The sequence below is a fragment of the Microcoleus sp. CAWBG640 genome, from assembly GCF_020883015.1.
GTDB classification, from domain to species: domain Bacteria; phylum Cyanobacteriota; class Cyanobacteriia; order Cyanobacteriales; family Microcoleaceae; genus Microcoleus; species Microcoleus anatoxicus.
In genome coordinates, this window is record NZ_JAHRFC010000001.1 from 152,264 (window position 1) to 174,275 (window position 22,012).

At 45.7% G+C, this 22,012-nt stretch carries 18 protein-coding genes and 1 CRISPR repeat array; of the genes, 6 read left to right on the forward strand and 12 right to left on the reverse strand.

Translation table 11 applies throughout. The features are described 5' to 3' along the window. Positions 1 to 14 precede the first annotated feature (14 nt). Positions 15 to 638 (forward strand): Uma2 family endonuclease, encoded by a 624-nt coding sequence (locus tag AAFP11_RS00680; RefSeq protein ID WP_341735270.1) that lies wholly within the window; start codon positions 15 to 17, stop codon positions 636 to 638. A gap of 429 nt (positions 639 to 1,067) precedes the next feature. On the opposite strand, the gene AAFP11_RS00685 is transcribed toward AAFP11_RS00680, so the two are convergent. From AAFP11_RS00685 to AAFP11_RS00735, 11 genes are all read right to left on the reverse strand, one after another. Next, positions 1,068 to 1,457: a hypothetical protein gene (locus AAFP11_RS00685; RefSeq protein WP_341735271.1), complete on the reverse strand. Its 390-nt coding sequence runs from the start codon at positions 1,455 to 1,457 to the stop codon at positions 1,068 to 1,070. A 230-nt stretch (positions 1,458 to 1,687) separates the two neighbouring features. After that, a complete protein-coding gene (locus AAFP11_RS00690; RefSeq protein ID WP_341735272.1) occupies positions 1,688 to 4,129 on the reverse strand; it encodes a glycosyltransferase family 2 protein in 2,442 nt (813 codons plus the stop codon). A 162-nt stretch (positions 4,130 to 4,291) separates the two neighbouring features. Beyond that, entirely contained in the window at positions 4,292 to 4,873 is a 582-nt protein-coding gene (locus AAFP11_RS00695) for a hypothetical protein (RefSeq protein WP_341735273.1), read from the reverse strand. A gap of 183 nt (positions 4,874 to 5,056) precedes the next feature. Then, positions 5,057 to 6,868, reverse strand: coding sequence for a CHAT domain-containing protein (locus tag AAFP11_RS00700; RefSeq protein ID WP_341735274.1), 1,812 nt, complete (start codon positions 6,866 to 6,868; stop codon positions 5,057 to 5,059). Between the two features lie 111 nt (positions 6,869 to 6,979). After that, the gene (locus AAFP11_RS00705; RefSeq protein WP_341735275.1) at positions 6,980 to 7,807 is read right to left on the reverse strand and encodes a hypothetical protein; all 828 of its coding nucleotides are present in this window, start codon (positions 7,805 to 7,807) and stop codon (positions 6,980 to 6,982) included. 418 nt (positions 7,808 to 8,225) lie between these two features. Beyond that, complete coding sequence (locus tag AAFP11_RS00710; RefSeq protein ID WP_341735276.1) at positions 8,226 to 8,657, reverse strand: hypothetical protein; 432 nt, start codon at positions 8,655 to 8,657, stop codon at positions 8,226 to 8,228. A gap of 225 nt (positions 8,658 to 8,882) precedes the next feature. After that, on the reverse strand, positions 8,883 to 11,918 hold the full coding sequence (locus AAFP11_RS00715; RefSeq protein WP_341735277.1) for a tetratricopeptide repeat protein: 3,036 nt from the start codon (positions 11,916 to 11,918) through the stop codon (positions 8,883 to 8,885). Positions 11,919 to 11,948: 30 nt separating this feature from the next. After that, positions 11,949 to 13,085 (reverse strand): Gfo/Idh/MocA family oxidoreductase, encoded by a 1,137-nt coding sequence (locus AAFP11_RS00720; RefSeq protein ID WP_341735278.1) that lies wholly within the window; start codon positions 13,083 to 13,085, stop codon positions 11,949 to 11,951. A 199-nt stretch (positions 13,086 to 13,284) separates the two neighbouring features. Continuing rightward, complete coding sequence (gene gshB / locus AAFP11_RS00725) at positions 13,285 to 14,244, reverse strand: glutathione synthase (protein ID WP_341735279.1); 960 nt, start codon at positions 14,242 to 14,244, stop codon at positions 13,285 to 13,287. A 54-nt stretch (positions 14,245 to 14,298) separates the two neighbouring features. Continuing rightward, a complete protein-coding gene (grxC, locus tag AAFP11_RS00730; RefSeq protein WP_341735280.1) occupies positions 14,299 to 14,559 on the reverse strand; it encodes a glutaredoxin 3 in 261 nt (86 codons plus the stop codon). Positions 14,560 to 14,751: 192 nt separating this feature from the next. Then, positions 14,752 to 14,985, reverse strand: a complete 234-nt coding sequence (locus tag AAFP11_RS00735) for a PEP-CTERM sorting domain-containing protein (protein WP_341735281.1) — start codon at positions 14,983 to 14,985, stop codon at positions 14,752 to 14,754. 38 nt (positions 14,986 to 15,023) lie between these two features. Here AAFP11_RS00735 and AAFP11_RS00740 point away from each other — a divergent pair, with 38 nt between their 5' ends. Beyond that, the gene (locus AAFP11_RS00740) at positions 15,024 to 15,218 is read left to right on the forward strand and encodes a hypothetical protein (protein ID WP_341735282.1); all 195 of its coding nucleotides are present in this window, start codon (positions 15,024 to 15,026) and stop codon (positions 15,216 to 15,218) included. A gap of 605 nt (positions 15,219 to 15,823) precedes the next feature. Here the strand turns inward: AAFP11_RS00740 and hflX are convergent. Next, a complete protein-coding gene (gene hflX / locus AAFP11_RS00745; RefSeq protein WP_341732359.1) occupies positions 15,824 to 17,461 on the reverse strand; it encodes a GTPase HflX in 1,638 nt (545 codons plus the stop codon). On the opposite strand from hflX, the gene AAFP11_RS00750 reads away from it, so the two are divergent. The 4 genes from AAFP11_RS00750 to AAFP11_RS00765 all read left to right on the forward strand — a co-directional run bounded on the left by AAFP11_RS00750 (position 17,432) and on the right by AAFP11_RS00765 (position 21,732). Beyond that, positions 17,432 to 17,584 carry a hypothetical protein gene (locus AAFP11_RS00750; protein WP_340524523.1) on the forward strand — a complete coding sequence of 51 codons (153 nt, stop codon included), beginning with the start codon at positions 17,432 to 17,434 and terminating at the stop codon, positions 17,582 to 17,584. The two genes, hflX and AAFP11_RS00750, sit on opposite strands and share 30 nt — an antisense overlap. A 19-nt stretch (positions 17,585 to 17,603) precedes the next feature. After that, on the forward strand, positions 17,604 to 17,738 hold the full coding sequence (locus AAFP11_RS00755; protein ID WP_341735283.1) for a hypothetical protein: 135 nt from the start codon (positions 17,604 to 17,606) through the stop codon (positions 17,736 to 17,738). Between the two features lie 519 nt (positions 17,739 to 18,257). Continuing rightward, positions 18,258 to 20,910: direct repeats of the CRISPR family, unit length 36 nt; unit sequence GTGATTAAACCTTTGATGCCGTAAGGCGTTGAGCAC. A gap of 183 nt (positions 20,911 to 21,093) precedes the next feature. Then, positions 21,094 to 21,306, forward strand: a complete 213-nt coding sequence (locus AAFP11_RS00760; protein ID WP_341735284.1) for a chlorophyll a/b-binding protein — start codon at positions 21,094 to 21,096, stop codon at positions 21,304 to 21,306. A gap of 147 nt (positions 21,307 to 21,453) precedes the next feature. Beyond that, positions 21,454 to 21,732 carry a Photosystem I reaction center subunit PsaK gene (locus tag AAFP11_RS00765; protein WP_341735285.1) on the forward strand — a complete coding sequence of 93 codons (279 nt, stop codon included), beginning with the start codon at positions 21,454 to 21,456 and terminating at the stop codon, positions 21,730 to 21,732. The last annotated feature ends 280 nt before the right edge of the window (positions 21,733 to 22,012 follow it).

The following is a 22,012-nucleotide window of genomic DNA, read 5'->3' on the forward strand; positions in this document are numbered from 1 at the left end:
GGATGGTGAATCCTATGACTTCTCAAGTTGTGTCTCCGGTGATAGCTGAATCTTTGCCAGAACAGCGCGTGGTGTTGGAGGGGGTAAGTTGGCAACAGTATGAATTATTGTTAGCCACTTTTGGCGATGATTTTCCAGCTTTGCGGTTGAGCTATTTGGAAGGAATGTTAGAAATTATGAGTACATCTCCCCTGCATGAAGAGCTCAAAAAAATGATTGGGATGCTGATGGAAGCATATTTTCAGAATACACGTACCCGCTTTCATGCGATCGGTTCGGCAACGTTTCGCAAGGTTTCTAAGCAGCGCGGATTGGAGCCTGATGAGTGCTATTGTTTGGGACAAAAAAAGGATTTTCCAGATTTAGCGATCGAGGTTGTGCTCAGTAGTGGCATTGTGGATAAGTTGGAGATTTACCGAGGGCTGGGAGTGACGGAAGTTTGGGTGTGGGAAGCAGGACGATTTACGATTCATCATCGGCGGGCGGAGGGCTATGAATGCGTTGTCAGGAGTGAGTTGTTGCCAGAATGTGACATGGAGTTGTTAGCTAATTATGTCAAGCCAGAGGAACAGTTTGATGCGGTGATTGCTTTTCGGGATGAATTGAAAATGCGATTGTCTAGCCAACCACAGGAGTGAGTTGGGTGCATCTCTATTTTACAAGTATATTCGTAGGGGCGAAGCATGACCGCAGACAATTTATTAGCTTGCGCCAGAGATTTACAGCGGTCATGCTTCGCCTATGCAAAATCGGGATGCTCCCAGTGAGTTTGTGTCGATATTCTCAGATGCCCACTTTCTTTAAGAAGTAGGGAATCTAACAAAAAAGTGTTTTATTTATGTGTTAAAATACAATCTAAAATTTGATATTTTTGTGCAAAAAAATAAAACCCCCGTAGTTATTTTGTCACTCTTAATGACGATCGCGATTCTGGGTACTGCTATATGGTGGTTTACACGCAGTAGCGTCAATCTGCCGACTCCATCACCACCACCTCGTACTCTTCCCAAGGCACCCACCCCAAAACCGCCATCGTCATCTCTCAGATAGATCCAGAATTTTTCAGCTTAGTTCAAAGCTGGCTTCACAACCAGAATCCCTTTACCTGGGCCTTCATAAATTTCGACCCTCGATACTTGTCCACTACCAGCATAATATGTTACATCTGCTTTGGAGCGAGATGGCATTGATTGCCAAACACCATCTTTTGAAAACACCAAATTAGTTGTGAACCCATCATCCCAATTAATGATAATTTGATTGGGATTCTGCTTAATTGAACAGCCGATTGTTTGTGCTTGTGGTTGATTCTGTCCGTAAAAACTGCATTGAGATCGATAATTCTCACTAGAGTTTTTCGTCTGGGCTTGAACACTGATACTGAAAGCGGTGACAGATGCTAGGAGCACATTTGCTACCAAAGCAGTTGTATAAACCAAAGATGAGTGGAGTTTCATAGATTGGGTATTTTCGAGAAAAATAACTAACTTTATGTTACGGCAATACTTATACTGTGAAATTCTACTCGTTACCAGGCTCCAGCCTGGTAATGCTGATCCGGAGGCTCTGCCTCAATTTCTATTTCCCCCCCCAGCGAGGCAGAGCCTCTAGATATGGGTTCCCAGGCTCCAGCCTGGGAACCAGTTATATGGAACCCTTCGACTACGCTCAGGGTACGGAGATGTAGCTAAACTTGCGAAACGGCGATCGCCCTAACGGGTCGATTTCTTTCAAAAATAGCCCGTGGTTTCAAAGCAATTCTCAACAACAACCAAAGCGATCGCCATTCTCCCGGTGTTTCTACCCCTTGCCACTGTCCAGGCCGACAATAGAGCATTTCAATCAAACAACGGTGTTGGTTAATATTTAGGCGATCGAAGGCAATTCGGACTGTCGGAAATTCTGCCGACTGAAAACTTGAATCCAACTGCAATAATTTATCCCTCACCAACTCAATCTTAGCCACAGGAATCAAACATTGCTCTTCCATAATTTCCAAAGTAGCCGATGCACAATCTATCAAATCTGTAGGAAAACTACTCTCTGTTTCCAACTCAAGCATTGATTGGAATGGCTGGCTTGAGTTGAATGTTGCACCCTGGGAAACATTTCCCCTCACAGCATATTTGGGCAAATTTTCGGCTGTAATCAAACTATTTTTGTTAGCTTTACCTTTGGGCCCAAAACTCGGCTGCTGAGTCAGAGCCACTTCCGCACCACTTTCCGAAATTACAGTAGTTATACCCCAAAAAGTTGTACCCCCAATCTTCAATTGTACAACCCTGCGTAAATTGAACCATTCGTAAATATCCGGTTTAGGAATATCCACCAAAATTAGTAGCGCAATCCCCAACATCAGCAAGTTGTAAACGCTCCAAATCCAGCCAAAACTCATCCCTTTTAATGCATCGGCGCTTGCTGCTACTTCCTGTCCACTACCAATATTGTGAAATAAATAAATATTTAAATTTTGCCACAAACCCCAAGCGGTAACTAGAAACAAGACGATCAGAGGCCATCCCAAATTCCAGTTAAAATGAAATCGATCGCTAGCAAGTCCTTTTGGTGTCACCTGAAATCCCTTCCCAAACGGATTGAGCATGGCACTCACCACCGTCATCGCTAAAGGGATACACTGGACAAAGGAGTAGACATCAGAAAGTAAAGCAGACCGCGATCGGTAATTTAGCCAAGAAAACACCGTAATTTGGACTAAATAATAAGGCAGAAAGAAATACACTAATTCCTGGGAATTTGCCCGCACGGGAAGGATGCCTAAAAACCAGTAAGCCAAAGGCATCAACAGTAATAAAACTCTACTTAAACTGGTGAACCAGTGCACCAATCCTTCCAAGTGAGACAGTCTTTGTCGCAATTTTAACCCCGGAATAGTTAAAGGATTGGAATCGATAAAAAATGCCTGGAGGGTGCCTCGCGCCCAGCGCAATCTTTGAGTTAGGTGAGCATCTATATTTTCCGCAGCTAAACCTGCACTTAATTTTTCATTTAAATAAACTAAACTATATCCACTTGCTGATAGCCGAATTCCCGTAAAATAATCTTCGCAGATGGAATTTGTGACAAAGCCTCCCACTGCTTCTAAAGCGCTGCGTCGGAGGACAAAAGATGTGCCACAACAAATTACACTTTCTGCACCATCTTTGAGGAGTTGAATTTGTCTATAAAATACTTCTTCTTCGGAAGTAACAATGTTTTCTAATCCGAGGTTGCGGGCGATGGGGTCGTGATTGTAAAAGCTTTGAGGAGTTTGAACAAGGGCAATTTCTGGATTTTGAAAAAATCCTACAGTTCTGGTTAAAAAGTTGGTGGTTGGAATAAAATCGGCATCGAAAACAACTATGAGTTCTCCATTGGTTAAAGCTGTGGCATGATTTATGTTGCCAGCTTTTGCGTGGCGATTATCTGGTCTGCTTATATATTCGCATCCGAGTTCTTTTGCCAATAATTTGATTTCATGACGTTGAGTATCATCGAGTAAATATACTTTTTTATTGGTATATTCTAAGGCTTGACAACCGATGATTGTGCGCCTTAAAATAAAGGCTGGTTCGTTGTAGGTTGGGATTAAAATATCTACGGAAGGGGAAAAGTATCCTGACTCAACGGCAACAGCCATGCGATCGGCTTCTCTGCCACGATCTTTCACTCTCAGCGTGAAGTAAAGTAGACTGCTGCTAGTGAAAACCATTAACATTTCTAGGAAAAACAGCCCCAAACTAAAGATACCATTGAGGGGACTGCTGAGATTGAGAGTAGCGAGCGATCGCCACAAGAAGTAGCGAATTGTTAAAGCCAAAACTATCGCAACTACCACAGCCTGTGACCATTTCTGGGGCTGAGGCGAAATTTTCAATACAGCGAAGACTGTTGATACTAGGATGAGAGTCGGGAGTAATAAATACATCTGGCTGACAGCAGGCACTTCGAGCCACACAGGCGGGTTTTGTTGCCAAATATTGATTTGGGCAAAAATACCGCTGACAGTGCCTTCATGGGAAAACCACGCCCCGACGATCGCACTTACGAAAGCCACTACCCCTAATAGGACTAAGGTGGCGATCGGCACGGGGCGTTTAAAGTCTCGAAGGTGAAATCTGGAATTTGTCATAAATGTGAAATGCCCGATCGAGTCTACAAAAGCTTTCAAACACAATGTAAACACATTTTAACATTTTCACAATTTTCTTCAACGCACTCTCTTCTCCTCCTCTGCGTCAAGAGCTTCCTCTGCGGTTAAATAAATCAGGTCTAACCGTAAACTACATAACATTCAATCAGAAACTTCCAATTGCGATATTGCATAGCGCGCCACAGTCAAACTATATTTAGCCCGTTCTATTTCCGACAATTCTGCCCAAGGTTTGCTAAAAACCATCCCTAATTCTCCCCCTTCCCCTTCAACATCTCGCATCGCATAGGCCAAAGGACGGGATAAAACTTGCAAATCTTCCTCATCCCACTGAGGTAAAATATCTAACACGCACTCTACCATTTGGTCGGCTAAATATTGATATTTGACCGTGGCATTTTGGACACTTTGTGCGATGCTGGCGAGTAAATCTTGAGGAAAACTCACAAATTTATCCCGCAAAGACTTTTGCAAAGTTGTGGTTAGCCAGACTTGTTCTAATTGCGAGAATAATAATTGTGACTTCTGGGCAATATCCGTGTCGCTGAAGGAATCGGATATTGCAAATTCTTGCTCTAAAGCCATCAAATAAGATTCTGATTCAACCTGTGCAGGATTCCAGGGATAAGCAACATCGGTCTGAACAATTGTTGCCAGAAGTTCCATCTCAACCTGAGTTTCACAGTCGCGAAAATATTGAGAATCAGAAGGTTGGGGAGCCATAATTTAATACCTAAATGGGAAAAAAATACAGAACGGGATGAATGGGAAGTATGAGTTGCGAGTTGTGAATATTTTTTTTAACTCTAGACTTGAGACTCAATGTCTAAAACTTTGCTGTCCCGATCGCCGATTGCTAAAACTAGCTACACTATCACCTGTATTGGTTCCGCAATCCATTTAATTTTAGGTAGAAGTTGTTGGCACCTCGATCGTGAACTCAAAAATCTGACCTTGAGAACTGCCAAATTTTAGCTGAGTGCCCGATCGCAACAACAGTTCCTGGTGGTGAACCCTTTGCCATCCCTCATCCCCCAAGACTAGAGTGCCATAACGAGAGAAATCCCGCAGGAAGTAGCGAGGTTCTTCCCGGCCATCTTCGATATTGTTGCGACAGAAAATTTCCGCGTGTTTTTGAGAAACCCACTGTTCTCGAATCACCACATCGTTTTCTTCCCAACGTCCGACTCGCACCATTCCACCCCGAATTGGCCAAACCTGATTGGGGTTAGAACTTTGGGCTGTTTCCTCTTCTCGATCGCGCCCCCGCAAATAAGCACAGGAGGGCAAACGTCCCAGCCAAGTAGCAGAATTTACAGGTAATTCTGTTTTGATGTCATCTACCGGTTCAGTCAATTGACCATCGAACTCCGGGTGCATATACAGCACCGGCAGTGTCCAAGCCGGTTGATTGAACTTGTAAAGCGTTAGTAGCTGCTGTCTGGCGATCGCCACAGCCCGATCGATGGACATCCTTCCAGCCAAAGCTTGGGCGAAAGTTTGGATAAAACTCAGGGCTTCGCGATCGGCGATCGAATCCCGCATCCCCAACACCGCCGGCACCCCATGATGGATCAATACCTCTGCCAAACTGCTGCGGGCGATCGCCTGTTTCTGGCCACTGCTAGAATCAACCGTCTCCATGGCCGGCTGAGCTCCCCAGCAGGCATTGAATACTGCCAACGTCACCCGACACCGGACTAAAACCTGAGCCAGTTCAGTGCCGTTAATAATCGTGTCCGGCCCCAAAAACAACAAACCTCCATCAGGCCCCGGCATCCCGTGGCCGGCATAAAACAAGATGTTATAGGCTTGTGTTTCCAAGCGAGAAATTAATTCTGTTGGGGTGGGTTCGATCAGAGTATCGACGTGAGTGGGAACATTAACCTCGGAGTATTTACCACTGTCGTCGGTTTTATTAGCATTTTCCAGAACCAGACGCAAGGCTAGTGCTTCTTTTTCCAAATGCAACTGACGATGATTTGTGCTAGAAGATTGACTATTGACAACACTGCCAGGATCTGATTGTCCCAAAACTAACAAAATATTGAGCGAATCGGCCAGACGCAGCGGCCCCAAAGGCTCAACATTGCTGGTAGTGCGACTAAACAGCAATTGTTGGGACAGAGAAATTGCCGGTTGACCGGCTTGAGGCTGCATAATTTCCCAAGGTAAAGCAATTAAATAGGGTTCCCGCAAGTCTAGTCGTACTCGTAGAGGTTGATTTTGTCCGATCGCGATACCTTTACTTTCTTGGAGACTACCTTGAATTGGTCCTTCAAACAGCCACTGCCAAAGGTTGATGCCAAAATGCTGCATCAAGCGACTGCTGTAGCTAGTCGGTTGTGGCGGCGGAGTTGGTTCCCCCCTGTCACCGCCACCCCTTTGAGGGACGTGGACGGATACTCCTGAAAATGGAGGTAGCTGTAGGGAGTAAGGGCTTGGTTTTTCGGTTGTTTCGACTATTTTTTGGCTATGTTCCACAGAGATGAAACTACCATCAGAATTTGAGGGCAATTGGTGAATTGTCCCGGAGGAGGAGAACATCTCTTGCCAAGCTTGCCACGCTTGGGATAGGGTGGGGGGCCACATACAATCGTGGTGAACGTAACCGCTGGGATAGGGGGCCTGTAGAACCCAGGTAGCAAAATGGTTTGCCCCAGCGGCTTTCAGGCGAGCGATCGCTATACTGAGGCAAGGACTTTCAGGGCGCGCCATTCACAACTACCGACTCTGGATATAGGGATCGATCGAGTTTATCTATCTAGTTTATCGGGTTTGGGGCTTGGTAGAGTAATTAGGACTCATCTCAATTTTAAATTACCGAAACTAACGCCGGAAAATTCGCAACCACACACCTATAATTATCGCTGTCACCAAGCTAGCCGCTAATGCTGATAGAATACCAGATCCCAGAATCAACCTCAGTTCCGAACCAGGAGAAAAAATTGGCACCATATTTATGGCAAAATTGAGTTTGGGATATTGTGCTATTTCTGTTTTAAAATTAGCAGTTGCAGAAGCTACGGAAGCGACAGTGCCACCAGTTGATAGTCCGACTCCAAGTATGCCGACAGCAGTCTGAAAAGTGCGATCGCTCTCAGCCTTCCGAATCTCAACCGTACCTCTAATTGTATCAGTCAGACTCTGCAAAATTTCCAAACAAGGACGGAAATTGTCAATATCTTTTTGGATTTGCTTAGGATAAGTTTGTTCAGCCTTGTTGAAAAAATCCTGCAAAAATCTCAAATCATCACTAAGTCTAGCCTTAGTTTTAATTTCAACTAACTTAGCCTCATACTTTTCCAGATTAACCTTAATTGTACTGTATTGAAATTCTAGATAATTAAGGTCGATCGTAAACTGAGACAATTTCCCCATCGCATCCATCAGCTTCTGGAGATTCAGACGAGAAGTATTTCTCATCTCCACAATTTGGTTGTAATTACTGACCAACCGTTCCTTGTTCTTCTGTAGTGCCAGAAATTTTTGTTTTTGTTCGGGAGTAAAAGAAACAGTCAGCTTTTCTTGAAGTTGTGAAGACAAATCATCTAAAAATCTGCGGTAGACTTTGCGAGTTTCCGGTTCACCGACACCCAACCCTTGTTTAAGAGTGTAGCTAAATAAATTCAGGGTAGGGTCAACTAATTTGAGCATAAAATCTGTTTCTAATGGTTACTTTCGCCCGGTACTTATATAACATGGAGGCAGAAACCGGGTTTTTTCCCAAAACATCGCCTTCAACATTTAACCTAACGGAAAACCCGGTTTCTTAAATATACGCCAGCCCATGACTCAGAAACTAATTTTTTCCCAAAACACCTCATTTACACCGGTTCCTGCTGTTATGAGGTACAGCAGCGGGGTGCATCGCATTTTTGTAGGGGAGAAGCATTCGCGCCCATATCCTATAGGTTATATCAGAGATTTCAAACGCGAATGCTTCGCCCATCTAGGCGTGTTGACCCGGTTTCTTGGTCGTATCTGCCAGCCCCAAAAGCAGAAACCGGGTTTTCATAACAACATTGCATTGGACTCTTCAACTTCGTAAAAAACCCGGTTTCTTGGGTAATCATCAAAACATCAATCGATAAACCCGTTCCACCAAATCACTAGCCTGTCCCAACAACCGCTTTGCCCTATTCTGCGGATTAGCATCAGTCAAAGGTGGGGCTAAAAAATTTTCAATATCATCATCATCAGTCTCCCGTGGAGGAGTAGTTTCATCTAACTTACGCGAATGCTTATTCTTTTCCTCCGACTCATCAAGTGTCTGCAACGCCTTGTAAGCGTTCTTAAAATCTTCATAAAAAGCCGCATCTTTTTGAGCTATACTAATAAGTGTAGACGCTTTTTCTAACTCGCCATTCACCAAAGCCGCACCAACATCATTCACTTCAGCTATCAACTCAGGCGAAAGAGGTGCTTCATATCTCGCGAGGGCGATTAAAAAAGCTTTCGGCGCAAACTGATCGAATCCCGATAAAGTAACTTGTGTAGAAGTCATAATATTTTAGCCGTTGCCGGTGATAGTGAAAGATACAGTAGGTTGGGTAGAGCGATAGCGAAACCCAACACTTTATTTTAAAATCAAGAGTTGGGCGAAGTTGCATAGAATCTGATCCCCCCTAACCCCCCTTAATAAGGGGGGGACAAGAGTCTTCTCAAAGTCCCCCTTATTAAGGGGGATTTAGGGGGATCGAGATATATGCAACTTCACATTAAATTGGTATTAGCCGTTGCCGGTGATAGTGAAAGCAGCCCAATGGTAAGGATGCTCATAGGGTTTCTCATCTATTATATCTAAAATTTCTTGCAACCGCGAAGCTTCCATTTCAAAAAAGAATATGCTTTTAAACTCAGCCTCTCTCAGCAAAGGTAACAACTCTCCCGCGTACCACTCTCCTAGCTTACCATTCGTCAGTTCCCTGAGCCAATCTTTGGCTTGTTGAAGGGCTGCCGGTGGCTGGATTCCCTGCTTCCATAACTGGTAGAAATAAATCAGTAACAAAGCACTAGAACGTTCGTCCACTCGCCACAGAGTGCTGATCACATAATTAGTCTCCGGCAAAAAGCCGCTGGCTATGCCGACAAATTCATCGATTAACTCGCCTTTCTTGGTGATACCTGTTTCGCAAGCGCTGAGGCAGACTAGGTAATAATCGACTAATTTTAACTGCAAAATGTCGGTTAATGTCAATTCTTCACCGGTGCCTAAAAGTAAGGCGGAATTCTCGGACTTTTCGGTGTTGTGGTAGGCGTGACCTGTATAATGAAAGATGCCACTATTGGATTTTAGGGCTTCAATAATTGCGGTTTTCGTGGCTGCATTGGAGGCGCGATTAGTCTGGTTAATTTGACTGATGGCGGCTGCTTCGATTTGGGTGAATTTTAAGGCGCTTTTGCCTTGCGAGTGCTCTACCATCAGCATTGAATTGGGTGCGATTTCCGTGGGGTTTTGCTGTTGCTGTTGGATGGCAATTTGAGCGCTGGGTAGGCGGGTGATGGTGCGGATTTTGGGGGCAACCACGGGCGGATTGCTCCTACCAGGGTTTTGTAGGGGTAGTGCCCCCGTGCCTACCCCCTCCAGTGGGAAGGGAGGCAGAAACAGCGAATCTAGCGGCAGTAGGTGCAAGTCCCGGTGGGGAATTAAGATTAAGTTTTGGATATTGGTGAGGTGCGTACAAATTTCGGGAATTTTGAGGATGTCAGCGAGTTTTTGCAATTGCGCTGTCATTGACTCGCGCCAGGGATGGGATTCTTTGCTTTGCTGTTTGTTGGTAGTTTGGCAGTAGTTTTGATAATTGGTTTTCCAGTTTTCTAGCCATTTTTCTAAACTCTGACTGTCGCGCTTTGCGAATATATCGGTGACAGGTGTGGCGATGACTTTAAACTTGTCTAGGGTAATGATAAAAGCAGTCAGGGAAACTGGGCTGAGATGCCAGTAAATAATTGCCGTTTCGGTGTTGTTTGCCAGTAAGTCTCGGATTTGGGAATAAGTCGGGCTGGCGGTGCGGTTTTGTGAAGTTGCGCGCATCCATTGCAGGCAAAAGTTTTTCCGCGATTCCGCTTTTTCCAGGGCATTTTCTTTGTCGCCAGCCTCGACAAACATATCAACTTCTAGTTGGTAAAGTCCGGCAAATTTACGCTGGAGTCGCTGTTTGATTTCGGGGTGAGTTTCATTGTCTAAAAGTAAATTTTCTAAGACGGTTTTTGCTTCGGTAAGATAATCGCTGGTTTTGGGATCTCCCAAGCTGCGGCAGACGGTAATTAAGCCTTGCATTACTTCTAAATAAGTTTCTGGAATTAGGGGCGATTTCAAGAATTCGCGGGCTTGTTCGTAGCTGGCTTTGGCTTTGTGGAAAGATTCAAAATAAGTGAATGTTTGTTTGGCGTGTTTGTAGTGTGCCTTGCCTTTTTGCTGGTGCAATTGGCCACAAGCGAGGCGATAGTCGCGGTTGCTGGGCTGATATTTTTGCAAGCCTTTATCCCAGTTTTGAATGGCTTCAATGTAGCGCCCTGAGTCGATAAATGCGAAACCTCGATTTGCCCAAGCTGCCCAGAATTGATCGCCTTTAATTTCTAAGCATTTCTCGTAGGCTGCGATCGCCTCGCTGTAGCGGCCCACATCATTTAAGGTAGCGCCCAGCCCGTTCCAGGCAATGTGGAATTTGGGGTCAATTTCTAACGCTTTCTCGTAGGCTGCGATCGCCTCACTGTTGCGGCCCACATCATTTAAGGTAGCGCCCAGCCCGTTCCAGGCAATGTGGAATTTGGGGTCAATTTCTAACGCTTTCTCGTAGGCTGCGATCGCCTCTCTGTTGCGGCCCACATCATTTAAGGTAGCGCCCAGCCCGTTCCAGGCCAAGTGGTATTTGGGGTCAATTTCTAAGGCTTTCTCGAAGGCTGCGATCGCCTCTGTGTTGCGGCCCAAATCTCTTAGGGCATTGCCCAGGTTGTTCCAGGCTAAGTGGGATTTGGGGTCAATTTCTAAGGCTTTCTCGTAGGCTGCTTTTGCCTCACTGTTGCGGCCCAAATCATTTAGGACATTGCCCAGCCCGTTCCAGACAATGTGGGATTTGGGGTCAATTTCTAAGGCTTTCTCGAAGGCTGCGATCGCCTCACTGTTGCGGCCCACATCTCCTAGGGCATTGCCCAGCCCGTTCCAGGCATCGTGGTATTTGGGGTCAATTTCTAAGGCTTTCTCGAAGGCTGCGATCGCCCCTGCTAAATCTCCTGCATAATAGCGATCGACTCCTTGGTTAAATAATTCTATAGCCTGTTGACTGACTTCTCCTTTACGCTTTGGTGGCGGGTTGTCAGAAACCGGGTTTTTTGGCGGAAATACTTCCTTACCACCCCCAGAAACAGGAAAAAACCGGGTTTCTTTGCCTTTTACGGGCGGCAACAATTCCCTACCAATATTCCCCGCAACCTCACTAATTCTCCCGCAATTCATCTCACCCAGCCGCACCATCCGCCCACCCAATTCTAAATGCGTTTCCGGCGATACCAGCAACCTTTCTCCAAATTCTTGCAGCCAGTTTACCCACTCAGCATCATTGATTTTGCTACCGATTAAAAAGCCTTTAATTTCGCCCCGACTCCAGCCTTCTGCAACACCCTCTAACAGTGCCATGAATTTCTGTTCGTATTCCCCAAAAGAGCGAATCGGAGGCTTTGGCGGTGGCGTTGCAGGTTGTTTGCGGAAACGCCGCTGAAGAAGCCGCCACAGGTTGAGGATGCGTTGCCAAATTTGTCGGATCATTGGTTTTATAGTTGACAGTTGACTGTTGACTTACTTACCACTCAAAAATTTATCCAAATTCGGTATATCAACCCAAGTTCCCGTCGCATGAGACTCCTGAGTCAAATCCATCAACAACTGGGAGTAAACCCCTTCCCTCAGAGACGGTATCAAAGATTCACCCCCATCAATTGCTTCTACCCACTTATCTACTACTCTAATAAACGGTGCAATTCTCCCGTCTGGATAAACTTGAGGAAACTCCAATCTTTGAGGAATTTTGATTTCAGCTAAAGGTTCTGGGCCTTGGGAACCCCACAGGCGAAATCCGTGGACATAATCTTGCTGGTTGTCGCTTCCCAAAACTAAAGTCCCCTTACTTCCGTAAATCTCCACCCAGTGTCCCCGCCCTTGATAGGTAACAGAACTCAAGCAAACTTGACAAGGGGTGCCGTCTGCTAATTCCAGCATCAAAGTGCAAGAATCATCTGCATCTACTGGTTTTAATTTTCCCGACTCATTCGGATCGGGGCGCGCTGAAATTCCTGTGATTAATTGTCCAGAAAGTCTCTTCACTGGACCGAACAGCCAGTTAATATAATCAAAGACATGGGAACCTGTAGCGCCCAAAACACCGCCCCCTTTATCTTTTTGCGAGTACCAATTCCAAGGGCGATTAGCGTCAGCACGGCCCGATACCAGCCAGTCTATTTTAATTAAACGTTTTTCTCCCACATATCCTGTGGCTAATAATTCGGCTAGCATTTGCCAAGAGGGGATGAAGCGAAACTCAAAATCCATGGTTGCGATGGTTTTAGCACTTGGGGATTCTGGGTTTGTTTGAGATTTATTGGTCAATTTGTAGAGTTCTCTAGCTTCATTTGCTGTGAGGGCGGTGGGTTTTTCTAGCAATAAGTGTTTCCCTGCTGCCAAGACTTTTTTTGCCATTTCAAAATGCAGAAATGGCGGGGTGGAAATGCTGACTGCTGCTACTTCTGGGATGGCAATTATGTCTTCTATGGAGTTGCAAGCATGGGGGATATTCTGGCTAGAGGCGATCGCCTGAGCTTTGTCTAAGTTCCGGTGGTAAACAGCCACAACTTCTGTGCGGTGATGGGCTTGGAATCCGGGAATGTGAATTTTTTGACCGAAACCTGTACCGACTACTGCAACGCCAATTTTAGACATAATTTAATAGTTGGGAATTGGGAATTGGGAATTGGGAATTGGGAATTGGGAATTGGGAATTGGGAATTGGGAATTGGGAATTGGGCATTGCTAATTAGTAGTAAATAACCAATAACTACTGACTACTGACTACTGACTACTGACTACTGACTACTGACTACTGACTACTGACTACTGACTACTGACTACTGACTAATAACTACTGACTAACTACCCATTCTATTACTTCTTTGCCCAAACTCACCCCATTAAACAAGTCGATTTCTCTGATCCCTGTAGGACTCGTGACATTAACCTCGGTGAGATAACCGCCAATGATATCAATTCCCACAAAGTACAATCCGTCCCGTTGTAGCACTGGTGCTAACTGACTACAAATTTGCAGTTCGCGATCGCTAATTTCGGTTTTTGCGACTCGGCCACCCACGGCCATGTTGCCACGAAATTCATTGCCGGTGGGAATGCGGTTGATTGCACCGATCGGCTTACCGTTCAATAATATAATCCGTTTGTCTCCATCTTTTGCTTCCGGCAGATAAGTCTGAACCATTACTGGAACAGTACCTTGGTGAGTGCTAATTTCCACCAGGGAGTTGAGGTTGCGATCGCCCTTTTCCAAAAATAAAATTCCTTCCCCAGCTTTTCCACCCAAAGGTTTGAGCACTGCTGCTCCTTTTTTCTCCACAAATTGCCGAATTACCTGTTTACTTTGAGAGACAATTGTTTCTGGGATCGCTCCCTCAAATTGCAAAGCGTACATTTTTTCATTGGCATCCCGCAATCCTTTTGGACTATTAACTACCAAAGTTTTAGCAGGATCGATGTAGTCAAGCAGGTAAGTAGCGTAGAGGTAAGGCACATTCACTGGGGGATCGGTACGCATAAATACTGCGTCCATTGCTTCTAGAGGCTGCAAAGTTGGTGCTTCTACCTCGTACCAAACCTCAGCCGCCACCCAACGTCCCTCTACCAAATTTACTGGGGTTAGTGTCACCGAACTCAGCATTCCCCAGGTTTTACCACCGATGACGCTTAACTCGTTGGCTTGAGTCACCCAGACTTCGTGACCCAAAGTTTGGGCTGCTTCCATCAGTGCTACGCTGCTATCATGGCCTGGAATTAGCCTGTCGAGGGGATCGATGATGAATGCAAATTTCATGGTCAGTTGGCACTTATGAATTGGTTTGAGTCAAATTTCGTATGAAAATAATGTTTATTTTCCTAGCATGGTGTCTAGCTGGCCCATATCTTCTAGTTCGTGGATATCGTCGCAGCCACCTATGTGTTCGTCATTGATGAATATCTGGGGTAAAGAGCGGCGTCCGTTAGCTCGATCGCTCATTTTAGCTCGTGCTGCTTCATCTCCGTCGATCGCGTACTCTGTAAACTCCACCCCTTTGCGCTTCAGCAATGCTTTGGCGCGAATGCAAAACGGGCAGGTTCTCCAAGTGTAAATTTCTACGTTAGGGGACATCGGATTTTTCCACCATCACTATATTCTTGAACTAATTTTAACAAATCTTATTTAAATTTTTATATAATATTTTCCGCGCTACTGTCGTAATGTGATTTTTTATACTTTTTTTGCGATCCCCCTAAAAACAAAAAATCACCCGTGCTTCAAGGAACGGAGACATTTTTTAGACAAGCAGCGCCTTGCACCAGCCTAGCGCTGCTGACCAACTTGTTTATTTCGTTTTTTGAGCGAAGTCACGACTCCTGCACCAGTCAGAAGCAGTGCAATTACACTACCGGGTTCTGGAATAGAAGTTGAGCTTCTCACGGGTGTGGCTGTGTATATGTTAAAAGTCGGCACCGGACTCTGTATCGGTGCTGGTGTTGACACTGACGGGACTATCGCTGCTGGTGATGGTGATGCTAATGGTGTTGGCTCTGTCAATAGTGGTATCGGGTCTGGTGTAACTACTGCTGCTGGTGATGGGCTTGGGCTTGGGCTTGGGCTTGGGCTTAGGCTTGGGCTTGGGCTTGGGCTTAGGCTTGGGCTTGGGCTTGGGCTTAGGCTTGGGCTTGGTGAGGCAACGATTGGGTCTGGTGTCGGTGCTGGTGAGGCAACGCTTCGGTCTGGTATCGGTGCTGGTGAGGCTGTTGTTGCTGTGTCTGGTGCGGGGGTGACGCAGGCACTAGAAAAATTTCCCGGCCCGCACACGTCTACTGCGGTCGCCGGAGGAGCCGCAGCTAGGTAGTAGAACCCTGTCGCGACTGTGGCAGAGAGTCCAATTTTTAGTTTTGCCAGGAGCGTACACATAACTATTTAGTTAAACAGTGGTAAAATCGGATCATATCGGATGATGCAAGTAGTGCTCGATATAGGCACTGTGTGGACAACAGATTTGATGCTATTAGAATAACTTGACTTGGGAGCAAGCGGGCGCTTGTAAAGGTCTCTTTAGTGTTTGAGCCGATCGCCCAAAACTAGAATAACTTTATTTTATTTCACATTCTGTCAACAATTTGTGATTTACGCCGCTTTGCCACATTTTTTTGGAAATTTTGATTGACTAACAGCTATTACCGCCATCAGCAAAGAGTATTTTTACCTGGAATAGTGCCTCCTCAAAGTAATGATTTAGGTGGGGGACAACTCACTCAACTACATTGTACTTTGCAATAACCCACTTTGACTACCATTCCATAGTCTTACAATCACTTAGGGTTTTATCTCAGTATATGTAAGTATTTTGACGGTTGTCAACTACTTAAAACTCATCTTTAAGTATTTACCGCAGGCAGAGGGCGTATTGAATGAGCTGAGCTAGTCGCTCGCGGAGTGTTTCCAGGCCCAGACCTTTGGCCGCCGAAATAAATACGGCTTGGGGAAACTCTTCTCGCGCTAGGGCGAGGGTCTCCTCATCTACTGCGTCGATTTTGTTGAAGGCTACAAGGGCTGGCCCAGGGGTTACAGGCATATCTGTCAAAATATTCATGACCGATCGAATTTGGCTTTGCCACGCTGGATGAGAGAGATCGACTACGTGCAGCAAAGCATCGGCATCAGTCACTTCTTCGAGGGTGGCGCGAAAAGCATCGATCAAGGCGGGGGGTAGTTCCCGAATAAAGCCCACTGTATCTGTCAGGACGATGGACAGCATTTCCCCAGGGACTTGACTTTGAATGGTTAACCGTCGGGTGGTGGGGTCGAGGGTAGCAAATAACTGGTCCGCGGCGTACACTTCGGAATTGGTGAGCAGGTTGAGTAGAGTCGATTTGCCGGCGTTGGTGTAGCCGACGATGGCGACGGAGGGTACTTCGTGGTGGTGGCGATTTTGTCGCAGTCGGAAGCGGTGGGCTAGTAGTTGATTGACTTCTTGCTGCAATCGAGCAATGCGTTTGGCGATTGTCCGTCGTTCTGTTTCCAGTTTGGTTTCCCCAGGCCCTCTGGTACCGATGCCGCCACCTTGTCTGGACATGGCTTGACCCCGACCTCTGAGTCTGGGCAGGCTGTATTGCAGTTGAGCTAGTTCCACTTGCAATTGACCTTCGCTCGATCGCGCTCTTTGGGCGAAAATGTCGAGTATTACTTCTGTGCGATCGACTACGCGAATACCGATTTGAGTTTCTAGGTTCCGTATTTGTGCGGGGGAAAGGTCGCGATCGAATACTACGAGGTTAGCGCTAATTGTCTGAGCCGTCAGAGAAATCTCCTGAACTTTACCTTCACCTACAACGGTTTGGGGATGGGGGCGCGATCGCTTTTGGCGCACTGTTTGCAGTACCTGACCCCCTGCACTGTCAACTAGCCTGGTGATTTCTGCTAGTCCATCCTCAAAATCTAGCAGGGTAATTTCCTGAGTCATGACACCTACTAGCAGCACTTTATCTTGATCGGCATCAACTTGTCTGGCGACAAATTCCCTTTCAAAATCCGCTTCGAGTCCTTCTACTAAATCCAGAAAATCTTGGTTGCTGAGGTAATCCAAATTCTGAGGTTCAGACACTTTCCAGGGAAAGTGTTGAGTTTTGATTTGTGAGTTTTCAATAGATGGTTTTTCTACCGGATTTGAACCTTCTTCTAACTCAGAAGTCAACACTGAAAAATCAAAAGTTGCTTGGTCTTTTTGAGGTATCAGGTGAGCTAGATAGGTTTCTTGGATGTAACCTGTTGCACCCCCACCCCGTCGCTGAAATCCTCCCCCTGTCAAAGTCAGCCACACTAGGGCATCCAAGCGCTGAATTGCCATAGCTGTCAGGGCTGCTTCGCTTGGTATTTCTGGCTTCAGGTGGGTGGCGATGCAGCGAATGCCACTGAGACGACCTCCGCCGTAGCGGGGCAATTCTAGGGGCGGAATCTGGGTTTGGCGGGGAGTACCGACACCGACGCGAATTACTTGTCCGCGACGATTGATGTAGGTGCAGATGGGTTTGTCTATTTCGGTGCTGATGGCGGCGAGGCGCTGGGCAAATTCTGTCGTGGTCAGGCGATCGCCTGGAAGTCTCTGGTGGTAAAGCTTTTCGAGTTGTTTAAGCTGACTGGACTTTAAACCTTGAAGATTGCCGTAGATGGTTTCGATAACTTTTTCTCCCGATCGCTCTGTTTATCTAATTATTTTAGTGATGCTAAGGGCGATCGTGTTCTGTGTAGGATGGTGGAGGATGGTGGGCGATCGGGAAAATTGGCACCAGGAAGTGAAATGATACCACTTCCGGTTGTATCGGAATGATTTAACCGCGAAGGCGCGTTCGGCGAAGCCGTTCCCGTAGGGTAGGACGCGAAGGAAGAGAAGAGAGAGAGTTTAATAATTCCGGTGAAGAGAGGATTTTATGTGAGTCCTGGCCGAGCAGGATAATTTGTTTGTGATTCCTGGGTCCGATCGGTGTGTTGAAGCCATTGTCGCTTAAAATAGTTTTGGTACTTGGTCTGTTGATGAAAGCTCTTAGGATATTCCTAAAATGCAAGCACCTCTGGTTGTGAAGAAATCAACTAGGCTTTTATGGGGTTCAAAACCTTTACCTGATTGGCTTTGAGGCCTCTCTAACAGGCGAGGAGGTGCTTGCATTTTGACAAAACCTAGGCTGTGTAAGCTTTTGAGGGTTGCTGTATGTCTCTGGTTAGTAGGTTTTTTGCCATAATTGCTATCTCCGGCTGCGTTGAGTGGTGGGGTGCTTGCAAAACTGGCCAGGAGGCCTTGCTATATAAGGGTTTCAGGAACCGCTGTGATTAAACCTTTGATGCCGTAAGGCGTTGAGCACTCAGTCCCGAAGGAAGTAATCCCGTATTTCCATTAGTGATTAAACCTTTGATGCCGTAAGGCGTTGAGCACTTGACTGGAATGCAACTATTGTTAATTCTAGCTTGTGATTAAACCTTTGATGCCGTAAGGCGTTGAGCACGGTAGATTAATCGACTTAAATGGGAAAGTGGCAGTGATTAAACCTTTGATGCCGTAAGGCGTTGAGCACTCGCCTGGACAGTAAGGAATTACCACTTTAAAATGTGATTAAACCTTTGATGCCGTAAGGCGTTGAGCACGAATTGGGTAGAGTAACCTATGCCAACGAGACCGCCATGTGATTAAACCTTTGATGCCGTAAGGCGTTGAGCACAAAACTGCAAATTATCGAAGCATTCGCTTAATTCGTGATTAAACCTTTGATGCCGTAAGGCGTTGAGCACTTTTGAACCGACTGTTACTTTGATTAATCTGGTTAATGTGATTAAACCTTTGATGCCGTAAGGCGTTGAGCACTATTTTAATCGAGTTCAGCTATTTGCAAAGTCGCTTGTGATTAAACCTTTGATGCCGTAAGGCGTTGAGCACGCTGGAATTATCAAGCGCTCACCCATCTACGATTGTGATTAAACCTTTGATGCCGTAAGGCGTTGAGCACCACCGGAACTCAAGCAGCCGTTGGGGGAAGAGTCAAGTGATTAAACCTTTGATGCCGTAAGGCGTTGAGCACAGTCAGAAGCAGCGATTCAGCCCAGTAAAAAAGTAGTGATTAAACCTTTGATGCCGTAAGGCGTTGAGCACCTCAATTACCCGAAAACCCCAGTCTATTCGCTGGTGATTAAACCTTTGATGCCGTAAGGCGTTGAGCACTCTTCTATTTTGTTGGAATCTAGACATAAGAGTGTGATTAAACCTTTGATGCCGTAAGGCGTTGAGCACGCGCAAAAAATGCAGCGTGTCAGTCAAAAGACCTGTGATTAAACCTTTGATGCCGTAAGGCGTTGAGCACGGTCAGAGCCTCACCTGATGCACTCGTGTCGTAGGTGATTAAACCTTTGATGCCGTAAGGCGTTGAGCACGGTATCTGAATTTGGTGATTCAGCGCTAGTATACGTGATTAAACCTTTGATGCCGTAAGGCGTTGAGCACGTGGAGAAGCAGTGACAAGTTGCACTCCATTGCCGGTGATTAAACCTTTGATGCCGTAAGGCGTTGAGCACATCGGGGTGCGAGAACTGTTACGAGATTTAAAGCAGTGATTAAACCTTTGATGCCGTAAGGCGTTGAGCACAAACCCAAAAAGAAAATCACTGCCCACATCCACGGTGATTAAACCTTTGATGCCGTAAGGCGTTGAGCACATTTAATCAAGCAATGAAGGAAACCTTAGAACGGTGTGATTAAACCTTTGATGCCGTAAGGCGTTGAGCACAAAAGTACAACTGGTGCGATCGCCTCCGCTAACTTGTGATTAAACCTTTGATGCCGTAAGGCGTTGAGCACTACTGATAAATCAACACATTTCGATCGCGCGCCGTGATTAAACCTTTGATGCCGTAAGGCGTTGAGCACCCGAGTGTCGGCACTATCTCAGAGGGCATGAAATTGTGATTAAACCTTTGATGCCGTAAGGCGTTGAGCACACTTTATTACCCAAAATGATTTGACTTTGGGAGAGTGATTAAACCTTTGATGCCGTAAGGCGTTGAGCACTCCCAGTTGGGCGAATTCGGTCTGAACTCCGATCAGTGATTAAACCTTTGATGCCGTAAGGCGTTGAGCACTATAGTGCTGACGGCGAACAGAACCGAAGTTTTACGTGATTAAACCTTTGATGCCGTAAGGCGTTGAGCACTATGTGGCGATCGCGTCTTGCCAGGGGTCAGATGTTGTGATTAAACCTTTGATGCCGTAAGGCGTTGAGCACTTTCTGTTTCTGTTTTTGTTTCTGTTTCTGGCTGAGGTGATTAAACCTTTGATGCCGTAAGGCGTTGAGCACATGTTGACGCGGCAACTGCACGAGCAACACTTGGATGTGATTAAACCTTTGATGCCGTAAGGCGTTGAGCACTTTCCCTCCCTACAATCACAGGCTTTCCTGATTTGTGATTAAACCTTTGATGCCGTAAGGCGTTGAGCACCGCTTTAAGACTCAGAAACAAGATACGACTAAAAGTGATTAAACCTTTGATGCCGTAAGGCGTTGAGCACAGTAGAATCTTCAAGTATTAGTTGTATTATTGGTGTGATTAAACCTTTGATGCCGTAAGGCGTTGAGCACGTTAAAGCCGTTGCATTGATGTACCCGTCGATCGCGTGATTAAACCTTTGATGCCGTAAGGCGTTGAGCACGCGACATTGCTGACGAGTTGGCGACAATCCTGACGAGTGATTAAACCTTTGATGCCGTAAGGCGTTGAGCACTCAAAGCCCTCGATCGCACTAAAACCCTTCTTAGTGTGCACAGACCTTTGATGCCGTTAGGCGTTGAGCACATAGCTGCAATGCAGTTTGAGTCAGTCTGTAATCGTGCACAGACCTTTGATGCCGTTAGGCGTTGAGCACAGCCAGTTCAAGAATGGCAAGCAGCGAATTTACTCGTGCACAGACCTTTGATGCCGTTAGGCGTTGAGCACCGAAGGTGTTGGGTGTTAGGTGTCGATCGCACATTAACAAAAATTCTTACAAAACTTAACACATCATTTACGATCGCCAAATCCTTCTTTGGGCTTGTGTTTGTTTTGAGCCTATAGACAGATAGCAATACAAAAACTAGATAGTTACTATGATAAGCGAAACATTGTTAAGGAATGTAAAACATGGAAACTCGTCCTACCAACTTACCCCCTAATGCCCTTGCTTACAACGGCAAAGACCGCAACGCTTTCATCTTTGGCTTGAACCCCCAAGCAGAACTTTGGAACGGTCGCTTAGCGATGATTGGTTTCTTGGCTTATTTGATCTGGGACTTTGCTGGATATAGCGTTCTACGGGATGTCCTTCACTTTCTGCCTACTTATATTGCTCACTAATAATGAGCGAACATTTCCAGTCTGGCACTATAGCGAAATATCTATACGGCCAGACTGGCTAATAGTGGCAAACTCCAGTGAAAAACACTCAGCTATTTTGTCCGATCGACTACCTCTGAGATTTTGTGCAAAATGGGAGAATGAATAATGCTCAGCTCTAATTTGTTAGCCGTACTAGAATCTGCTGTAGCTGATACAGCATCAGGTAATTGGCAAAAACCGCTAGTGATGTTTATTTCTAATATCTTAGCATTGCTAGTTCTCAGTCGCGTAATTTGGCATCCTCACGTCGGGCCGAAAATGCCCTTGCCCTTACCCTCTTTATTTAACAATCTTAGCGTCCCCGCATTTCTAGCTTGCATGAGTGCAGGTCATCTGCTAGGAACGTTCTTGATTTTAACACTGAGCGTAGACAAGTATATCTAGCTAAAATTGCGCGCCTACTCAGTTGGCTAAGAGTCTCAAAATGTTCCATCAGTAGCGCACAAAAATTCTAAGGGGTAAGTAAAAACCAAGCTTACCCTAATTTGATTTTTGGATTCAAATTTATACCATTTCTCTAAAATCGTGCAACAATCTTTGACCCCCCCTAACCCCCCCTTATAAAGGGGAGGAAAAAGACTACTGTTGCATTCTTTTTTAAAATTGGTATTAGTTAAAAAATTGCATTTCAAGTCTCCCATCCTTCATTAACGAGGTTTAAAAC